This window comes from Acidithiobacillus sp., assembly GCF_023256195.1.
Taxonomy (GTDB): Bacteria; Pseudomonadota; Gammaproteobacteria; order Acidithiobacillales; family Acidithiobacillaceae; genus Acidithiobacillus_A.
On sequence record NZ_JAGDWX010000030.1, the window covers coordinates 22,634 to 41,450 of the forward strand.

Consider the following 18,817-nt stretch of genomic DNA (forward strand, 5'->3'; position numbering starts at 1 on the left):
GAGGCATGGGCGAGCGGGAAGGCTATTATGTCTTGATGTTGAGTCTGCATGGGCGGGTCTGTGCCGAGCCGGAACTGGGCGCCGATGCCGATACGGGAGGCCAGATCACCTACGTCCTGGAAGAGATGCGCGCGCTGGCCCGTGATCCGCGGATACGCCGTGTCGATCTGCTGACCCGCCGTTTCGCGGACCCGCGCCTGCCTGCCATCCACGACGAGCCTGTGGAGGATCTGGGCGACGGGGTGCGCATCGTCCGCCTTTACTTTGGACCGCGCGACCGCTATCTGCCCAAGGAGCAGCTCTGGGATCATCTCCCGGCGCTGGTGGATCGCACGCTGCAGTGGCTGCGTGAGACGGGCGAGGTGCCGGACTGGTTGCACAGTCACTATGCCGATGCCGGTTTTGTCGGGGTACGTTTGGCGCAGCTGCTGGGGGTGCCGCTCATCCACACAGGCCACTCCCTGGGTCGGGACAAACGGGAGCGTCTGCTGGCTGCGGGAGAAAAGGCGAGCAGCATTGACCGCCGCTATCGATTTGCCCGGCGCATAGCCGCCGAAGAGGAGATTCTGGCCGAGTCTTCCCTCATCTTTGCCAGTACTCGCCAGGAGGTGGAGCGTCAGTACGGTCTTTATGAGAATCGGGCACGGGCGCAATTCGAGATCCTGCCACCGGGCGTTGATCTCGCGCGCTTTGCGCCACCTTCGGACCGGCGCCGCCCCTCGCCCCTGCTGGCGCAACTGCGTCGCTTTTTGCAGCACCCACGCAAGCCACCGATCCTGGCCATTGCCCGTCCCGACGGGCGCAAGAATCTGCAGCGCCTCCTGACGGCTTATGCCGGTTCCGCGCTGCTGCGTGAGCAGAGTAATCTGGTACTGGTGATGGGGCAGCGAGAGCGCCTGGACGCGCTGGAGCCGGGTGCCCGTGAGGTGGTCACGGACATCCTCCAGGGCATCGACGATCACGACCTGTATGGCAGTGTCGCCATTCCCAAGAGCCACCATCAGGACGATATCCCCGAGTACTATCGTTTTGCCAGTCAATATCGCGGAGTCTTCGTCAATCCTGCCCTCACCGAGCCCTTTGGCCTCACGCTCCTGGAGGCCGCGGCCTCTGGCTTGCCGGTGGTGGCTACCCGCAATGGCGGGCCCCAGGATATCTTGCGCAATTGCCGTAACGGCATACTGGTGGATCCCATGGAACCCACGGACATCGCTCGCGCCCTGGAGACCCTGCTGACGGATGGTCGGCGCTGGCAGCAGGCGAGTCGCGCCGGGCTGCGTGCGGTGACCCGGGTCTACAGCTGGGACGCTCACGCCCGCGCCTATCTGCGCCGGGTCGAGCGCATCCGCCATCGGGAACGCAAGTCCCGGCGGCGACGGCGCATGGTCCTGGAGCAGAATCCCAGCTTTCTGCCGAGGGCAGATCACCTATTGGTGTGCGATATCGACAACACCCTGGTGGGCGATGACGCGCAGCTGCAGCGGCTGATCGCCTGGCTGAGGGCGCGACCGCAGGTCGCCCTGGCCGTGGCAACGGGACGCAATCTGGAGCAGACCTTGGCGGTTCTGGCAGAACACGAGGTGCCCAATCCGGAGATCTTCATCACCGATGTCGGGACCCGGATTACCTATCGTCAGCGTCTGCACGAGGATCAGGCCTGGGCGGAGCACCTGCGCCATCGCTGGTGGCGCGAGGGCGTTCTGGAGGTCCTGCGCAGCCATGGGGATCTGCGGCTGCAGGAGAAGGCGGCGCAATCGGAATTCAAGGTGAGCTACTATTTCGAGCCACAGCGACCGCCCTCCGTGCCGGCCCTGCTCAAGGCCCTGCGCGAGAAGGGCATCGCGGCTCGAGCCATCGTCTCCCACCAGCGTTATCTCGATATCCTTCCCAGTCGTGCTTCCAAGGGGCATGCCATCCGTTTTCTCTGCTTTCGCTGGGGCCTTCCCCTGGACTGCGTACTGACGGCGGGCGACTCCGGCAACGATCTGGATATGCTCGGAGGGGGGCTGCGCAGCGTCGTGGTGGGCAACCACACACCGGAGCTGGAAGAACTTCGCGGACACGCGGAAGTCTATTTTGCCAAGGCTGCCTGTGCCGGAGGAATCCTGGAAGGCATCCATCACTATCATTTTGCCGGAGCCAAAGATGATTGAAGCCCTACGCCAGCAGCTTCTGGAAGAACCCCGCTCTCTCTATGCCTTTCTCCGCCACCTGGTGGCGGGCCAGCGCGAATCCTGGCTCTACACGGACCTGCAGCGGGCCTGCGCCGAGTTCCGCACACAGCTTCCGAGTGAGTACGCGGATTGTATGGGCCCGCTGGAGGATTTCATCGCACACACCCAGGAGGTCATCTTTCGCGACCCATGGATGGTCTTTGCCTGGCGCCCGCGCCCTGGCCGCTGGATCTATCTGCGCATCCACCGCGAGCAGCTGGCGTTGGAAGAGCTGAGCACCGCCGCCTACCTGCAGGCCAAAGAGGGCATCGTTGGCCACGGCAGCGAGGATGAGGCGGTACTGACGGTGGATTTCCGAGATTTTCGGCCCGTAAGCCGCCGCCTGCGCGACGAGAGCACCATCGGTGATGGTCTGACGCACCTCAACCGCCGACTGGCGGGGCGGATCTTCAGCGATCTGGCGGCCGGTCGCAGTCAGATTCTGGAGTTCCTGAGCCTGCACCGTCTGGACGGGCAGAATCTCATGCTCAGCAACGGCAATACCGATTTCGACAGTCTGCGGCAGACCGTGCAGCACCTGGCGACCCTGCCGCGGGAAACACCCTGGGCGGAGATACGCGAAGACATGCGTCGCCGCGGTTTTGCTCCGGGGTGGGGAGATACGGCTGGGCGGGTGCGCGAGACCATGCGTCTGCTCATGGACCTCCTGGACAGTCCCTCGCCTTCGGCCCTGGAATCCTTCCTGGATCGCATTCCCATGATTTCCCGGATTCTCATCGTCTCCATCCACGGCTGGTTTGCCCAGGACAAGGTGCTGGGTCGACCGGACACGGGTGGACAGGTGGTGTATATCCTGGATCAGGCTCGGGCTCTGGAACAGGAGATGCGCCAGCGGCTGCGCCAGCAGGGTGTTGATGTGGAGCCCCGCATTCTCATTGCCACGCGCCTCATCCCCGAGGCCGATGGCACCACCTGTGACCAAAGGCTGGAACCGGTGGTCGGGTCGGAAAATGTGCAGATTCTACGGGTGCCCTTTCGCTATGCCGATGGCCGTATCCACCCCCACTGGATCTCCCGCTTCAAGATCTGGCCTTGGCTGGAACGCTACGCCCTGGATCTGGAGCGGGAGGTGTTGGCAGAGCTGGGCAGCCGTCCGGACCTCATCATCGGCAACTATTCCGATGGCAATCTGGTGGCCACCCTGCTCAGCGAACGCCTCGGGGTGACCCAGTGCAACATTGCCCATGCGCTGGAGAAGAGCAAATACCTCTACAGCGACCTGCACTGGCGCGACCACGAGCAGGATCATCATTTTGCTTGTCAATTCACAGCGGATCTCATCGCCATGAATGCTGCCGACATCATCGTCACCAGTACCTATCAGGAGATTGCCGGCAACGACCGCGAGATCGGCCAGTACGAGGGGCATCAGGACTACACCTTGCCGGGGCTGTATCGGGTGGAAAACGGTATCGACGTCTTCGACAGTAAGTTCAATATCGTCTCCCCCGGGGCGGACCCGCGTTTCTATTTTTCCTATACCCGCAGCGAGGAGCGCCCGAGCTTCCTTGACGGAGAGATCAAGGCCCTTCTCTATGGCCACGAGCCGGGATCGGATCGGCGCGGTGTGCTGGAGGATCACAACAGGCCTCTGCTCCTCAGCATGGCGCGCATGGATCGCATCAAGAATCTGAGTGGTTTGGCCGAACTCTACGGGCGCTCAGCGCGGCTGCGCGACCTGGCCAACCTGGTCATCATCGGCGGCCACGTGGATGTGCAGAACTCGCGCGATGCCGAGGAGCGCGAGGAGATCCGGAGGATGCACGAGATCATGGACCACTACCAGCTGGACGGGCAGCTGCGCTGGGTCGGTGCGCTTTTGGACAAGACCGTCGCCGGGGAGCTCTATCGGGTGGTGGCCGATAGCCGCGGAGTCTTTGTCCAGCCTGCGCTCTTCGAGGCCTTCGGCCTCACGGTGATCGAGGCCATGAGTTCGGGATTACCGGTGTTTGCCACCCGTTTCGGTGGACCTTTGGAGATCATCGAGGACGGGGTTTCGGGTTTTCACATCGATCCCAACGATCACGAGGCCACCGCCCAGCGTCTGGCGGACTTTCTGGAGGCCGCCCGTGAGCGCCCGAAGTATTGGACGGAGATTTCCGACGCGGCCTTGGCGCGGGTAGCCGAGCGCTACACCTGGGAACGCTACGCCGAGCGTCTCATGACCATTGCCCGGATCTTTGGCTTCTGGCGCTTCGTGCTGGATCGTGACAGTCAGGTGATGGAGCGCTACCTACAGATGTTCCGGCACCTTCAGTGGCGGCCTCTGGCCCACGCGGTCCCATTGGACTAGGGAATCAGTCTTCGGCGTCGAGCGCCTTCAGGATGGGGCAGGGATTGTCTTTGCCAATCCTGCCCTGCTGGCAGGCCTCCAGAAGTTCGGTCAGGACGCCTTCCATCTGCGACAGGGCTTGCAGTTTGGCGCGGATGGCGCTGAGCTTTTCTTGAGCGTGATGGCGCATGAGCGCGCAAGCCTGCGGATCGTCACCCCGCAATTCCAGCAGCTCTCGACACTCCTGCAAGCTGAAGCCAAGGGCTTGGGCGTGCTTGATGAAGCGGATGCGATGCACGGTGTCCTGGGGATAGCGGCGGATGCCCATGCTCGGCTTGGGAGGCTGGGCGATGAGACCCTCGCGTTCGTAGAAACGGATGGTCTCCACGTGTACCCCGGCATTCTTGGCAACCTGGCCGATACTCAAAACCGCCGCGGCACTGCGAGGCCTTGCGGTTGGTGGATTTTTTCGGTTCATGGGATGGTCATCCGGCGCAACAGGAGAGTTCCGAAACGTCCTTGGTGAAGGTCTGGGCGCAGAGTTTCAGACCTTCCACCATGGTCAGGTAGGGGAAGAGCATTCCGGCAAGATCCGCGACCCGCCATCCCGCCCGCAGGGCGACGGCAGCGGTCTGAATGAGCTCACCGCCCTCGGCGGCCAATACCTGCACGCCCAGGAGGCGATCCGTGTCGGCGTCTGCCACCATCTTGATGAAGCCGCGGGTATCGAAGTTCGCCAGCGCCCGGGGCACCTGATCCAGATCCAGACGGCGGACTTTCACCTTGTGGCCGGCGGCACCGGCCGCCCTCGCATCCAGACCGACGGTGGCCACCTGAGGGTCGGTAAAGACCACCGCGGGTAGCACCCCGAGATCCAGCTGCGCTTCGCCGCCCAACATGTTGATGGCCGCCCGGGTGCCGGCGGCTGCAGCGACATAGACGTACTGCGGCAAGGTGCTGCAGTCGCCCGCCGCAAAGACGCCGGCGATATTGGTGCGCAGCCCGCTGTCGACGCGAATGGCACCGCGGGCGTCGCAGTCCACTCCGAGCCTTTCCAGACCCAGGTCGTCGGTGTTGGCGCGCCGACCGGTGGCCACCAGCAGAGCATCGCTGACCAGGTCCGTATCGCCCAGACGGATGTGGAACACGCCCTCGGCGTAGCGGACCGCGTCCGGTTGGCTATGCAAGCGGATATCCAGACCCTCGTCCTCCAGCACCTTCTTGAGCTCGGCGCCGATTTCCGGATCCAGCTGCGACAGCAGGGTGCTGCGGGCCAGGATGGTGACGCGGCTGCCCAGGCGGGCAAAGGCCTGGGCCAGTTCGAGAGCGACGATGGAAGCCCCGATGACCACAAGACGCCGGGGAATCTGGGTGGCCGCCAGCGCCTCGGTAGAGGTCCAATAGGGGGTCTGGTCAAGGCCAGCGATGGGCGGAATCTGAGCACGGGACCCAGTGGCAATGAGTATGCCATCGACACGGAGGGTCTCGCGCTGCCCGTCGCTGCCCTCGATCTCCAGGCTTTTGGAGTCCAGCAGACGGGCGTGGCCGTGGCGCAACTCCACGGCTGGGTGGATTTCGAGGACGTGACTGTATTTGGCTTCGCGCAGTTCCTCCACACGAGCCTGCTGCTGCGCCTGCATGGCCTGGCGGTCGATCTGTGGGCGGTGACGCTCCAGACCTGCCACCGGGTGATCCTGCTGGAAGTGGGCGATCTGGGCCGCGCGGATGAAGATTTTCGAAGGCACGCAGCCGACGTTGACGCAGGTACCGCCCAGGGTAGCGGCTTCGATCATGGTGACCCGGGCACCACCCTCCACTAGGCGCAGTGCGGCAGCAAAAGCGGCGGAGCCCGAGCCGATGACGGCGAAGTGCCGTGCGCCCGCCGGGCTACCCTCGCCGCCGATGCCGTACCCGGCGGCCGTGACGGCGCGGCCGAGGGCAGCCGGATCAAGGTCCTCGCTGGCCCGGATGTGGGCTTTGCGCTCCGGCCAGGATACCTGTGCCGATAGCACGCCCGGGACCGCGCACAGAGCCTTTTCCACCGTGCGAGCACAATGCTCGCAGGTCATGCCGGTGATGCCGAGGTCAAGACTCTGGGACATGCGTTGCTGCTCCTGTCGATGGTTTTGCAGGACTGGATCGGGTTCGGGATCTTGGGCTGGTAAGGTCGATCCCAAACTTGCCGTATTCTAGACCCCGTATCCGAGTACGGAATCAAGCCAGGCATCTCTGCCCTTGCGGTGGGCTGGGAGACTTCCATAAAATCCACGTTTTCCTGCGGACAACCATGCACACGGACGCCCCTCTGCTACTGCTGCACGCCATCAACCTCATCGGTATCTTCGTCTTTGCCGTGAGTGGGGCGATGCGCGGAGTGCGCAGTCAGCTGGATATCTTCGGGATCATCGTCCTGGCGGTGGTAACGGCCGTCTTTGGCGGGATCGTTCGCGACCTGCTCATCGGCGCTATTCCGCCGGAATCCATCACCGATTGGCACAGTGTTGCCCTGGCGGTATTTGCTGGCGTCTTTGTATTTTTCTTTCATCGCCTCTTCGACCGTCTGCAGCATCCGGTGCTGCTCTTCGATGCGGCCGGGCTTGGGGTGTTCGCCGCGACCGGCACACAGAAAGCCTTGGCCTTTGGCCTCAGTCCCTTCATGGCCGCAGTGCTGGGCGTCATCAGTGGGATCGGTGGCGGCATGGTCCGCGATGTTCTGAGCGGGCAGGTACCCGTCGTGTTGCGGGCCGAGATCTACGCCTCGGCGGCGGCCTTGGGCTGTGTGCTGGTCCTGGCGGGGGACGCTCTGCACCTGCCGCCGCTGGAAAGCACCCTGGCGGGTGCGGCTCTGACCTTTTTCCTGCGCACCATGGCGCTGTACCGGCACTGGAGCTTGCCGCGAGCCCGCTGAAGGTCTCTCCTTGCTGGCTTCAGACGCAGAGTACTCTGCCCAGGTGTGCGCTCAGCTCTGCCAGATCCGCCTGGATGTAGTCCTTGTTGATGCTGGCCCGCTGCAGCTTGGCCGTGGGTTCGTCCAAGGCCTCGCGCAGCAGGCCGAGAAAGGCGGGCGGAGCCACCAGAACAAAGTCGTCGTAATCCGTCTGGACTCGCCCCTCTCTCAGGGTCTGGGCAAGCTCGCGAGCAAATTGCTGGAGCTCCTGGTCCTTGGGCGAGCTCTTTCCGTCCAGTGCTGGTCTTGCGCCGTGGGCAAAGCTCTGCTGTACGCGTCCGGGAGCGTCGCTTACGAGCTCCGTCCCCTTCAGGCGACTGCTGTCGTGATGCCGCTCGGTCAAGGCTTGTAGCCCTTTGCCGCAGCCGGAGTGGAGAAAGAACTTGGCGTGGCTGCCGTTGCTGACGAGTACCCAGGTTCTGGTCATGGAATGCTCCTTCGCTGTGTGGCCCTATCGGCTGTTGGTGGGGATACTTCACCCTTCCAGTATAGGACCGGACGATCCCTTTTGCCGGGGCCATAGCCCGAGAGACCGCTTATTTCTCATAGCGCGGCCGGTCTTGCCTTTGTGCATAAAACTGTATAAATTTACAGTATTCGATGGGGAGGTGAGCAGCGTGGAAAAACTGAGCAGAAGACAGGCAGAGATTCTGCAATGGCTGCACCGCTATGTGCAGGAAAACGACGTGCCACCAACCCGGGCGGAGTTGATGCAGGCCTTTGCCTTTCAGTCTCCCAACGCTGCCGAATCCCATCTGCGCACCCTGGAGCGCAAGGGCTATCTGCAGTTGCAGCGGGGCAGGGCGCGCGGCATCCGCCTCACGGAGACGGTGCAGCAGGAGGGTCTGCCGCTGGTGGGACGGGTGGCGGCCGGTCAGCCCATCCTGTCGGAAGAAAATCTGGAATCTTATCTGCCAACGGCCGACCGACTTTTTCCCGAAGCCGATTTTCTCCTGCGGGTGCAGGGGATGAGTATGCGGGATGCGGGCATCCTCGACGGCGATCTCCTGGCAGTCCAGCGTTGTCTAGAGGTGCACAACGGGCAGATTGCCGTGGTGCGCCTGGACGATGAGGTGACGGTCAAACGTTGGCAACAGGAAGGGGAACGGCTCTGGCTGCTGCCGGAGAATCCGGATTTTGCCCCCATCGAAGTGGATCTCGGGCGTCAGGCCCTGAGTGTGGAGGGGGTGGTGGTGGGTTTGATACGGCGAGGAGGAAAACTATGAAGCCGGCATTGGAATCCCTGCTCCGAGAGCATCCGCGCCACCTTTGGCGAGGCCTGCAAAGTCCGGGAGAAGGCAGGGCGACGGGTGGCGATGCGGCCACCCTGAAAACGGGCCGGGAGGAACTGGACCGATTGCTGGGAGGCTGGCCGCGAGGAGGCATCACCGAAATCCACAGCAGCACCCCGGGCATCGGCGAACTGCGCCTGCTGCTACCCTTGCTGGCTACCCTGAGTCAGCAGCAGAAACGTTGGATTCTCTGGGTGACGCCACCCTACCTTCCTTATCCTCCGGCCCTGGCTGCCGCCGGCCTGCGCCTGGAGCGTATGCTATGCCTCCACCCACGGCAGCGTCAGGATCGCCTCTGGGCCCTGGAGAGTGCGCTACGTTCCGGTACCTGCAGCGCCGTGCTGGCCTGGCCTCCACCCTTGGATACCACGGCCTGGCGGCGTCTGCAGCTGGCGGCACAGGAAGGGGATACGGCGGCGTTTTTCTTCTTTCACGAAGCGCAGCCGTCGGCTTCGGGGTGGGCAGCACTACGTCTAGAGTTGCGGCCCGACCCTCGGGGAGTGGCGGTAGCCGTGCAGAAAAGGCGAGGTGGGATGCCTGGTCGTGGAGTCGTTCCCCTGTCGGAAGGGGAACAGCTGCCTTTGGCCATCGGCTGATGGACGGTGACGGCCGTGCCCTCCTATTACGTGGCCCTCTATTTTCCAGAGCTGGATGCCGGCCTCTGGGAGCGGGATGAAGAGGGAGTAGGCCCGGTGGTGCTGGCGGATGGTCGGCGTCGCATCCGTCAGCGCGGTCCCCTGGCTCTGCGCCGGGGTCTGGAGCTCGACATGAGCCTCGCCAAGGCCAGAGCTCTTTGTCCGGACCTGCGCCTGCGGCCGGAGCGATCGCAGCGTCGTCGCGAGTTTCTGCGGGACTGGGCCCATTGGCTTTACGGCTGGGGACCTCAGGTAGCCATGATCGAGCCTTGGGCGACGATTCTGGCGGTGGAGGTGGGCAGCAACCCTCGCTGGCGTGCCGACCGCAGGGCCTTTCTTCAGGCCTTGCGGGAGCGGGCCGAAGGCGGGCCGCGCTGGCGCTGGGGAGCCGCACCCACGGCCACGGGGGCCGCTCTCATGGCTCTGAGCACGGCGGAGGCCAGTGGTCGGGCGGCCGTCCCCAGACGTTGGGCGGAAGTCTGGCCGAATCTGCCTTTACGCCTGCTACCCGCCGAGGAGCGGGTGCGGGAGCTTTGGCAGAGTCTGGGCTTGCACAGTCTGGGGGACCTGGCTGCCTTGGACGATGCGGCGCGGGCCCAGCGCTTTGGCCCCCACTGGGGCGAGTTCCTGAAGATCGTGGCGGGCGCGCATCCCGATCCACGTCCCTATTTTGCCTTTCCGGAAACGCCGCGGCGCGAGCTCCGCCTGGTGCGGCCGGTAGAGGACTGGCCAGCCTTGCGTTTTCCTTTGGCCCGTCTCTTTCGCGAGCTCCAGGATATGCTGGCACGGGCGGGCCTCGGAGCCCGCCGTTGGCGGCTCCGTCTGCAGGCTCGGGAGGCGTTTTTCGAAGACTGTCTGGAAAGTCGGGAAGTACTCAGCGATCGGGAACTTTTCCTGGAGCTCTGGCAAAGACGCCTGGAGCGTCACCACTGGACCTTTGCCGCCGAGACCATCGTCCTCGAAGCGCTGGATAGCCGTCCCTGGGGTGGGCGGCAGCAGGATTTCTGGCGAGAGGATCTGGCCGAGCGCCAGGAGCAGCTCGTGGAGCAGTGGCAAGCCCGCCTTGGACCAGAGGCGGTGCAGACCTTGAGCCCCTGGCCCGATCATCGGCCCGAACGGGCCTATCGGATTCTCCCCCACGGCCGTGGGCAGGTCCGCGGCGGCGTCCTCTGTGGCTCCTGCCCAAAGCGCAGCCTCTGGAAGAGAGGGATGTCCATCCCCACAGCGAAATCGAGCGGATCCAGGGCGGCTGGTGGGACGGTGCCGACGTGGATCGCGACTATTTCCTGTGGCGTCGTCGCGATGGCGCGCGCTGCTGGGTCTTTCGCGATCGTCGTCACGGAGGAGTCTTTATCCATGGTTACTTCGCCTGAAACCGAACCTCCCTACGTCGAACTGTGCGCACAGAGCCACCTGAGTTTCCTTCAGGCCACGGCGGCGGTGGAAGATCTTATCGAACGCGCCGTCAAACTGGGCTACGCCGGCCTTGCCATCACCGAGGACTGCAGTCTCATCAGCGCCCCCCGCGCCCACGTGGCGGCCCGAGAGAAAGGGCTGAAACTCATCCTGGGAAGCCGCTTTCGCCTGGTGGACGGTCAGGAGCTCGTGCTGCTGGTACAGGATGTTTCGGGTTATGCGGCCTTGGCGCGCCTCATCACCCTGGCCCGGGGACGGGCAGACAAAGGCGAATATCGTCTGGAGTGGGGGGATCTTCCGCCTTGCCCGGGGCTGCTGGCCATCTTTCTGCCGGACTGGGAGCGGGCCGAAGAGCCGCCTGAGACCTTGAGAGAGCTTTCCGGGTATTGGGGGACGGAACGTCTGCGCCTTGGCCTTGTCCTGCGCTATCAAGGCGATCATTCCCAGCGTCTGGCACGGTTGCGCCATTGGACGGCGCGGACAGGAATCCGCGGCTTGGCCTGCGGGGCAGTCACCATGGCGCGCCGGCGCGAGCGTTTTCTGCTGGACGTGCTCACCGCCATCCGCCGGGGACGCCCGCTCAGCGAACTGGGTTTTGCACTTGCGGCCAACGGCGAGGCGCACCTGCGTTCCCGAGCCCAGCTCGCCGCCATCTATCCCCGGGACCTGCTGGTCGAAACCCTGGCGGTGGCGGCTTCCTGCGATTTCTCCTTGGATCGTCTGCAGTATCGCTACCCGCCCGGGAGTTGTCCGCCGGGGCAAAATCCTGAAGAGTACCTGAAGGCTCTTGCCCGCGCGGGGCTTGCCCGCCGCTATCTCGACGGCGTGCCGGAGAAGGTGGCGCGGCAGCTGGAAGAGGAGCTGCGTATCGTCCACGAGCTGGACTATGGCCAGTATTTCCTGACGGTGCACGAGATCGTCCACTTTGCCAAAAGCCGCGGCATTCTCTGCCAGGGGCGGGGTTCGGCGGCAAACTCGGTGCTCTGCTACGCCCTGGGCATCACGGAGGTGGACCCTGCCCGGAGTAATCTCCTTTTTTCCCGCTTTCTCTCGCGCGAGCGGGGGGAGCCGCCGGATATCGACGTGGATTTCGAGCACGAGCGCCGGGAGGAGGTCATCCAATTCGTCTTCGCCCGCTACGGTCGCCGTCACGCCGCCCTTACCGCCAGCATCCGCCACTACCGCCCCCGCAGCGCCCTGCGCGACGCGGCCCGGGCCCTGGGTTTCAGCGCGGCGGAGCAGGATGCCCTCGGCCGCGATCTGGCTTGGTGGGATGGTCGTCGGATAAGGCCGGAACGGCTGCAGGAGGCGGGTTTCGATCCCGAAAGTCCGGCGGTGCGGCGCCTGCTGCTGGTGGCCAACGCCCTGGTGGGTCTGCCCCGCCATCTCTCCCAGCACGTGGGCGGGATGGTGCTGAGCGCCGAGGCTCTGGACGCTTTGGTGCCCATCGAGCCCGCCCGGATGGCGGGCAGGACCGTCATCCAGTGGGACAAGAACGACCTTGACCTCTTGGGTATCCTGAAGGTGGATCTCCTCGCGCTGGGCATGCTGAGCGTGCTGCGCCGGGCGCTGGACGATCTGGGTCTCGGGCTTGAAGGCATTCCGCCGGAGGATCCAGCGGTCTATGCCATGCTCCAGCGGGGCGAGAGTCTGGGGGTCTTTCAGGTGGAGTCGCGGGCTCAGATGAGCATGCTGCCTCGCCTCAAGCCGCGTTGCTTTTACGATCTGGTTATCGAGGTGGCCATCATCCGCCCGGGGCCTATCCAGGGGGGTATGGTCCACCCGTACCTGCGCCGGCGTGAAGGCGTCGAAGCGGTGCATTATCCCGGCCCGGAAGTGCGCAAGGTCCTGGAGCGGACCCTGGGGGTACCCATCTTTCAGGAACAGGTGATGCAGATTGCCATGGAGGCAGCGGGTTTCGATGCCGACGCCGCCGACGGCCTGCGCCGTGCCATGGCGGCTTGGCGTCGGCACGGCAATCTCGGCCCTTATCAGGACCGCCTGCGGGCGGGATTGCAGGCGCGGGGTTACGACGAAGCCTTTGCACGGCAACTCTGCCAACAGATCCAGGGTTTTGCCGAGTACGGCTTTCCCGAGTCCCACGCGGCGAGTTTCGCCTTGTTGGTCTATGCCTCGGCCTGGATCAAGTGCCATCATCCGGCTGTTTTCTGCGCGGCGCTGCTGAACAGTCAGCCCATGGGTTTCTATGCTCCGGCCCAGATCGTGGCTGAGGCGCGGGAACGGGGGGTGCAGGTTTTGCCTCTGTCTATCCGCCACAGTGTCTGGGAAAGCCGCGCCCGTGGCGGCTCTCTGCGTCTCGGTTTCCATCAACTGCGTGGCTTGCCACAGGCGGTGGCCGATAGGATCGTCGCCTGGCGTGAGCAGGGCGGTTCTCTGGATCCCGTGGCGCTGGTGCGGGAGCTGGGCTGCCCCCGCGCCGAGGTGGAGCGGCTCGCCCGTGCTGGGGCCTGGGAAGACGAAGGTCAGGATCGACGCCAGAGTCTCTGGCAGGTGGCGGCCGTGCGGGAAGCCACCGCCTTGCCCCTGGCGCCGGCGGCGGAACCCGAAGTCCCCCTTGCGGCGACGCCGGCGGCGGCGCGCTGTCGCATCGACTACGCTCAGTTGGGTTTGAGCCTCGGTCCTCATCCGCTGCATTTCCTGCGGCAACGCCTGCAGGCGGAAGGCTATCGGCCCATTGCCGAACTGCTGCGGGCGCCGGCGGGGGGAGGCAAGGGCGTCGCCGGCCTGGTTACCCATCGTCAGCGCCCAGCCACCGCCCACGGAACGGTCTTCCTGACCTTGGAGGACGAAAGCGGCCGGATCAACGTCATCGTCTGGCCCAGTCGGGTGGAGCCCTGGCGTCGGGCCATCCTCCAGGGCCGGCTCCTGGGGGTGCGTGGCAAGCTAGAGAGGGACGGGCGGGTCTGTCACCTCATCGCTCAGAGTCTTACGGATTACAGCCAGTGGCTAGGGGAACTGGCTACCCGGTCCCGGGATTTCTGTTGATCTGCGGCGATCCTGTGGCGCACGGGGGGGTGCCGGGCAACCGCGCCAAAATCGACTAAGTATCCGAAGAAATCTAGCTCCAGGAGAAGACTTCATGACCGCCGCCACGTGTGCGGACACCCACCCTCCGTCCCCAACGGCGCAGGCTCTACAAAAAGCGTGCATGGCATCTGAAGAAATACTGCGACGCGGTGTGATGATGGTGCGCAAGAGTCTCGGGGTCGCCGAGGTGGTGCTGGCCCTGGGCAGTGCCGATCGTTTCCAGCTGGTATTGACCGATGGTGCCGCAGCTCTTGCCCGCGAGGCCTTGGAGGACCTGTGCCGCCAGGGCATGGCGCATTCGCAGCCGCTGTGGTCCGTGCCGGATACCGGCGCTGTAGCCGACGGCGAGCGCACTGATCGTGCGGAGATTGGGGCCTTTGCTGCGGCGCGGATCGCCGTGGATGGCGATGCCACGGTGGGTGTTCTGTGTCTCGTTGAGACCCGCGCCCGCCTCTGGCCGGAGGATGCACTCGCGCTTTTGCAGGATTATGCGCTGGAGTTCGCGGCGACCCTGCAGGCCCGGCTGGATGCCGAGCGGCTGCTGGCGCAATTACGCGCGCGCGAGGATGAACTCGTGCGGGAGCGGGCGCTGCTGCGGACGGTCATGGACAGTACTCCAAGCCTCATCGCCGCCATCGACGATGACCAGCGATTCATCCTGATCAACAAAGCCTTTGCCCGTCTGTTGGGAAAATCTCCCGAAGCACTGGCCGGGGAATATCTGCATGCCGTGCTCCCCCCCCAGGTGCTGCGCACCTACACCGCTTTGCAGGCCAATATCCGCAGTACCGGGCAGCCTGCCCGAGAAAAGCTCGTGTTGCCGCTTGGAGGGCGTCTCTGGCACCTGTTGACCACCATGGCACCACTCCTGGAACCGTTCGGCGACCGCATCGGTTTTGTCGTGGTCATCCAGGACATGACGGAAATCGACGCCTTGAATGCGGACCTCGAGCGCCTTCAGGATATTCAGCGGCGTGGCGAAAGGTTTACGCGGCAGGGTGCCTGGTCTCTGGATATCGCCAGCGGTGACATGACCATAAGCGAGGGCTTCGCTCGTCTTTTTGGTCTCCCACCGAACACGCGGCAGATTCATCAAGGGCAGCTGCGTCAAGGCATCGATCCTGCCTATCACGCCGCCATCGACCGCGCCTTGCAGCAATCCCTGCGCGATGGCGTCGGCTTTCGTTTCGATTATCCTCTGGTCCGATCGGAGGGAGCGCCGGCAACCTGGCTGCGAGCACGCGGTGACCTGGTCTACGATGACCGGGGCCAGGCTGTGGCTCTGGTGGGGATCACGCAGGACGTCACGGCCGAGGTGGAAGCGCGGCAGCTCAAGGAGAGTCAGGAAAAACTGCTGGCGGGTCTCAATGAAGCGGTACAGTCTTTCCTGCGCGAGGTGGATTCGCGCTTGGTCTGGGATCAGATGCTCAGCCAGCTCCTCACCGTGACTGGTGCCGACTATGGATTTCTGGGGGAGGTGCTGTTCGGGGTCAAGCCGGAACCCTGTCTGAAGATTCACGCCATCACCAATCTGTCCTGGAGTCCCGAGTCCGATGCCCTCTATGCGCAGGTGCTGGCCGGGGACTTGCTCTTCTGCAATCCCGACAATCTCATCGGTGCCGTCATGCGCAGCCGCGCCCCGGTGATCGTGCCCGACATGCGCCAGGAGCAGCGCCGCGGCGGGACGCCGCCGGGGCATCCGGAGTTGCGCAACTATCTGGGCGTTCCGCTTTTTCAGGGGGAGGAACTGGTGGGCGTCGTGGGCTTGGCGAACCGCGAGCAAGGTATCGACGAGTCCTTGCTGCACCTTCTGGAACCCTTCTTCAGTACCTACGCCATCATGATCGTAACTTTGCGCCAGCGCGAGGCACAGCGGCAGTATGAACAGCGTCTTCTGGAGAGTAAGGATCAGGCGGAGCGCGCCAATCAGGCCAAATCGCAGTTTCTGTCGTCCATGTCCCACGAGCTGCGCACTCCCCTGAATTCCATTCTTGGCTTTGCGCAGCTCTTGGCCGCCTCGCGCCGCGAGCCCCTGTCGGAGCGTCAGCAAGGTTTTGTGGAACACATACGCGATGCGGGCCAGCACCTGCTCAGCCTCATCAACGATGTGCTGGACCTGGCCAGGATCGAGGCGGGCGAGCTTACCTTCTCGCCCGAGGTCCTGAATCTGACTACACTGATACGAGAAACCAGCGAAATGGTGGCGGATCTCGCCCGTGGACGCGAGGTACAGATCGTGGATGCTTTGGGAGATACGGCAATACCAGTGCGCGTCGACCTCACCCGGTCCCGTCAGATCTTGCTGAATCTGTTGAGCAACGCCATCAAGTACAATCGTGCCGAGGGGCGAGTGCGGATATGGGCCTTGCCGACCGTGCCAGCGACAGCGGATCGGCCGGCGCTTCGCGGTGTGGCCATCAGCGATACGGGGATCGGTATCCCCGCAGACAAGCAGCATCGACTTTTTCGTCCTTTTGAACGTCTTGGTCAGGAAACCGGTCCTATCGAGGGGACCGGCATCGGTCTGATGATCACCAAGGAGCTGGTAGAGCGGATGGGGGGTGAGATCCATTTTGAAAGTCGCGAAGGCGAGGGTACGACCTTTTTCGTATATTTGCCGGCGCCAGAGCTGGAGTCCGTGCCTGCGCCGAGAGATGCGACGACCTCCTCTCCCTCGGATGCCGCTGCCCGAAGTGCCGGGCCCGACCAGCGCCGTCGCCTGATTCTGTATGTGGAGGACAATCCCGCCAATGCGGCACTCATGGAGGAAATCGTTGCGGAACGCGATGATCTGCGCTTGCTGCAGGCCAGGGATGGCGAGAGCGGCCTCGAGCTTGCCCTGCTGCACCAGCCCGATCTCATCCTCATGGACCTGAATCTGCCCGGTATTTCTGGACAGCAGGTGGCGGCGCGTCTGAAGAAGTGGTCGGAAACGGCGGCCATTCCCATCCTGGCGCTCTCGGCGGACGCCACCTTGCCCGCGCGTCAGCAGGCGGAGCAGAGCGGCCTTTTTCAGGGATATCTCACCAAACCCATCGATCTGGCGCAGATTCATGCGGTCTTCGATCGGCTGCAACTGGCTACGAAGGATTTCGCACGAATGACTTCGGACCTGCCATGAAGGTTCTTGACCGCCAGGACGCGAGCGCGCTCCCCGAAGAGCTGGCCGCCGCACGCATTCTCGTGGTGGACGATAATCCCGCCAATCTCACGGTACTGGCCGAACTGCTGCGGGAGACGGGCTATCGCTCGGTAGACCTGGAAGCCTCGCCGGAAATGGCCGTGCGCCGCTGGCTCGCCCAGCCCTACGACCTCCTTTTGCTGGATATGCGCATGCCGGAGTTGGATGGTCTCGAGGTCATGGCGCGGCTGCGCTCGCAGGTGGCCGATGGCGACTACCTGCCTTGCATCATCCTGACGGCGCAGACCGACCCCGAGACCCGTGCCGCCGCATTGGACGCTGGCGCCTTGGATTTTATCCTCAAGCCCTTCGACTTCGACGAGGTCCTCAAGCGCATCCGCAATGCCCTGCAGACCCGCCTGCTCCATCGTCAGGCGCGGCAGCGGCTCGATGCCTACGGACAGACCATCTCGGCCCAACAGCAGGCGCTGGCAGAGCGCGAGCACGATATCGCCTACCTGGCCAGCCACGACAGTATCACCGGACTGCTCAACCGCCACGGTCTTTGTCAGGGACTCGAGGAGCTCGCGCAAGAGACGAAGGGAGATCTCGTTTTTCTGCTGGTCGAATTGAGCGACGCCGATCAGTTGATGCTGCTGGAGGGCGCACAATCCGTAGACTATCTGTTGCGGGAGGCAGGTACGCGTCTGGCAGCGTTGATGCAGGACCTGGGGGGCATCTGCGGGGTATGGCGTGGCCAGACCTTCCTGGCAGTTTTTCCGGCACGGGAGGATCTCAAGTCGGAAGTCGAACGCATTCTCGACACGGTTTTTGCGCCCTTGCCCTTCCACGGATCCCACGTGGTTCTGCACGGGCGCGGCGGCTATGCCCTGGCGAGCCCCGCCAGCAAGGATGTCGATCTTGTCGATCAGCGCCATGCGGCTTTGCGCGCTGCTGGACTCGCGCTGGCCTCTGCGCACCGACTGGGCAACCGGGCACTGCTCTACGACGCGCGCCTGGCGGAAAGTTTTGCCAGACGGCACCGTATCGAGAGGGCCATGCAGGAAGCGCTGCAGACACAGCCCGAGCAATTCCAGCTGGCCTACCAGCCCAAGGTCGATATTTCTGGCCATCGTGTCGTTGGCTGTGAGGCTTTGCTGCGTTGGCATCATCCCTCTCTGGGGACTATCAGTCCCGGGGAATTCATCCCCATCGCCGAGGATACCGGCGCCATCGAGATCCTGGGAATGCTGGTCATGGACCGGGTATTCTCCTTTCTTTCCCAACGATTGCAGCGTGGATCCTGGAACCTCCCCATAGCCTTCAACGTTTCGGCGCGCCAGTTTGAACTCATGCGTGCCCGGGGTATGAGCCTGGTAAATGCCATCGAGACCCGACGGGCGCTGTACCATATCCCGCGCGGGCTCATCGAGCTGGAGATCACCGAATCGAGTCTACTGACGGACTTCGACTGGCTGGTGACGCAACTGGAGAAGCTGCGTGAAAACGCCATCGGCGTTGCCTTGGACGATTTCGGTACAGGATATTCGTCTCTGTCCTATCTACAGAACCTTCCTATCAACACCCTCAAGATCGACCGATCCTTTGTCGATGGCGCAGCACGCGACCGTAGGCAGGCCGCCTTGCTTTCCAATATCCTCCAGCTGGCCAGAGACCTGAAATTCGTCAGCGTTGCCGAGGGGGTCGAGACGGTGGGCGATCTCGATCTCCTGCGGGATCTGTCCTGCGCCATTGCTCAGGGATATTACTTTTCGCGCCCATTGATGGAGCCGGATCTTTTGCTGTGGCTCAAGGCATTTGATCATAGGTCCTGATGCTCCAAGATGCTTCA

11 protein-coding genes are annotated in these 18,817 nt (G+C 63.8%); 8 read left to right on the plus strand and 3 right to left on the minus strand.

Annotated features, from left to right (window positions below):
• Nucleotides 1-5: 5 nt before the first annotated feature.
• A complete protein-coding gene (locus Q0C23_RS07570; RefSeq protein ID WP_291511758.1) occupies nt 6-2,153 on the plus strand; it encodes an HAD-IIB family hydrolase in 2,148 nt (715 codons plus the stop codon).
• Nucleotides 2,146-4,527: a sucrose synthase gene (locus tag Q0C23_RS07575; RefSeq protein ID WP_291511759.1), complete on the plus strand. Its 2,382-nt coding sequence runs from the start codon at nt 2,146-2,148 to the stop codon at nt 4,525-4,527. Before Q0C23_RS07570 ends, Q0C23_RS07575 begins: the two co-directional genes overlap by 8 nt.
• A 4-nt stretch (nt 4,528-4,531) precedes the next feature.
• On the opposite strand, the gene Q0C23_RS07580 is transcribed toward Q0C23_RS07575, so the two are convergent.
• On the minus strand, nt 4,532-4,984 hold the full coding sequence (locus Q0C23_RS07580) for a MerR family transcriptional regulator (protein ID WP_291511760.1): 453 nt from the start codon (nt 4,982-4,984) through the stop codon (nt 4,532-4,534).
• A gap of 7 nt (nt 4,985-4,991) precedes the next feature.
• Nucleotides 4,992-6,608: a mercury(II) reductase gene (merA, locus tag Q0C23_RS07585; RefSeq protein ID WP_291511761.1), complete on the minus strand. Its 1,617-nt coding sequence runs from the start codon at nt 6,606-6,608 to the stop codon at nt 4,992-4,994.
• Between the two features lie 185 nt (nt 6,609-6,793).
• On the opposite strand from merA, the gene Q0C23_RS07590 reads away from it, so the two are divergent.
• On the plus strand, nt 6,794-7,414 hold the full coding sequence (locus Q0C23_RS07590; RefSeq protein WP_291511762.1) for a trimeric intracellular cation channel family protein: 621 nt from the start codon (nt 6,794-6,796) through the stop codon (nt 7,412-7,414).
• A 19-nt stretch (nt 7,415-7,433) separates the two neighbouring features.
• Here Q0C23_RS07590 and Q0C23_RS07595 read toward each other — a convergent pair whose 3' ends face one another.
• Nucleotides 7,434-7,880: a host attachment protein gene (locus Q0C23_RS07595; RefSeq protein WP_291511763.1), complete on the minus strand. Its 447-nt coding sequence runs from the start codon at nt 7,878-7,880 to the stop codon at nt 7,434-7,436.
• A gap of 190 nt (nt 7,881-8,070) precedes the next feature.
• Between Q0C23_RS07595 and lexA the strand changes: the two genes are divergently transcribed.
• The 5 genes from lexA to Q0C23_RS07620 all read left to right on the plus strand — a co-directional run bounded on the left by lexA (nt 8,071) and on the right by Q0C23_RS07620 (nt 18,800).
• On the plus strand, nt 8,071-8,679 hold the full coding sequence (lexA, locus tag Q0C23_RS07600) for a transcriptional repressor LexA (RefSeq protein WP_291511764.1): 609 nt from the start codon (nt 8,071-8,073) through the stop codon (nt 8,677-8,679).
• Nucleotides 8,676-9,341 carry a translesion DNA synthesis-associated protein ImuA gene (gene imuA / locus Q0C23_RS07605; protein WP_291511765.1) on the plus strand — a complete coding sequence of 222 codons (666 nt, stop codon included), beginning with the start codon at nt 8,676-8,678 and terminating at the stop codon, nt 9,339-9,341. Before lexA ends, imuA begins: the two co-directional genes overlap by 4 nt.
• A gap of 15 nt (nt 9,342-9,356) precedes the next feature.
• Nucleotides 9,357-13,802, plus strand: coding sequence for an error-prone DNA polymerase (locus Q0C23_RS07610; RefSeq protein WP_291511766.1), 4,446 nt, complete (start codon nt 9,357-9,359; stop codon nt 13,800-13,802).
• Nucleotides 13,803-13,965: 163 nt separating this feature from the next.
• Complete coding sequence (locus tag Q0C23_RS07615; RefSeq protein ID WP_291511767.1) at nt 13,966-16,965, plus strand: ATP-binding protein; 3,000 nt, start codon at nt 13,966-13,968, stop codon at nt 16,963-16,965.
• On the plus strand, nt 16,962-18,800 hold the full coding sequence (locus Q0C23_RS07620; protein ID WP_291511768.1) for an EAL domain-containing protein: 1,839 nt from the start codon (nt 16,962-16,964) through the stop codon (nt 18,798-18,800). Before Q0C23_RS07615 ends, Q0C23_RS07620 begins: the two co-directional genes overlap by 4 nt.
• The last annotated feature ends 17 nt before the right edge of the window (nt 18,801-18,817 follow it).

Excerpts from the sequence above, each read along its gene's own strand:
- Q0C23_RS07570 (WP_291511758.1), top strand. The coding sequence starts at position 6 with ATGGGCGAGCGGGAAGGCTATTATGTCTTGATGTTGAGTCTGCATGGG.
- Q0C23_RS07575 (WP_291511759.1), top strand. The coding sequence starts at position 2,146 with ATGATTGAAGCCCTACGCCAGCAGCTTCTGGAAGAACCCCGCTCTCTC.
- Q0C23_RS07580 (WP_291511760.1), bottom strand. The coding sequence starts at position 4,984 with ATGAACCGAAAAAATCCACCAACCGCAAGGCCTCGCAGTGCCGCGGCG.
- merA (WP_291511761.1), bottom strand. The coding sequence starts at position 6,608 with ATGTCCCAGAGTCTTGACCTCGGCATCACCGGCATGACCTGCGAGCAT.
- Q0C23_RS07590 (WP_291511762.1), top strand. The coding sequence starts at position 6,794 with ATGCACACGGACGCCCCTCTGCTACTGCTGCACGCCATCAACCTCATC.
- Q0C23_RS07595 (WP_291511763.1), bottom strand. The coding sequence starts at position 7,880 with ATGACCAGAACCTGGGTACTCGTCAGCAACGGCAGCCACGCCAAGTTC.
- imuA (WP_291511765.1), top strand. The coding sequence starts at position 8,676 with ATGAAGCCGGCATTGGAATCCCTGCTCCGAGAGCATCCGCGCCACCTT.
- Q0C23_RS07615 (WP_291511767.1), top strand. The coding sequence starts at position 13,966 with ATGGCATCTGAAGAAATACTGCGACGCGGTGTGATGATGGTGCGCAAG.
- Q0C23_RS07620 (WP_291511768.1), top strand. The coding sequence starts at position 16,962 with ATGAAGGTTCTTGACCGCCAGGACGCGAGCGCGCTCCCCGAAGAGCTG.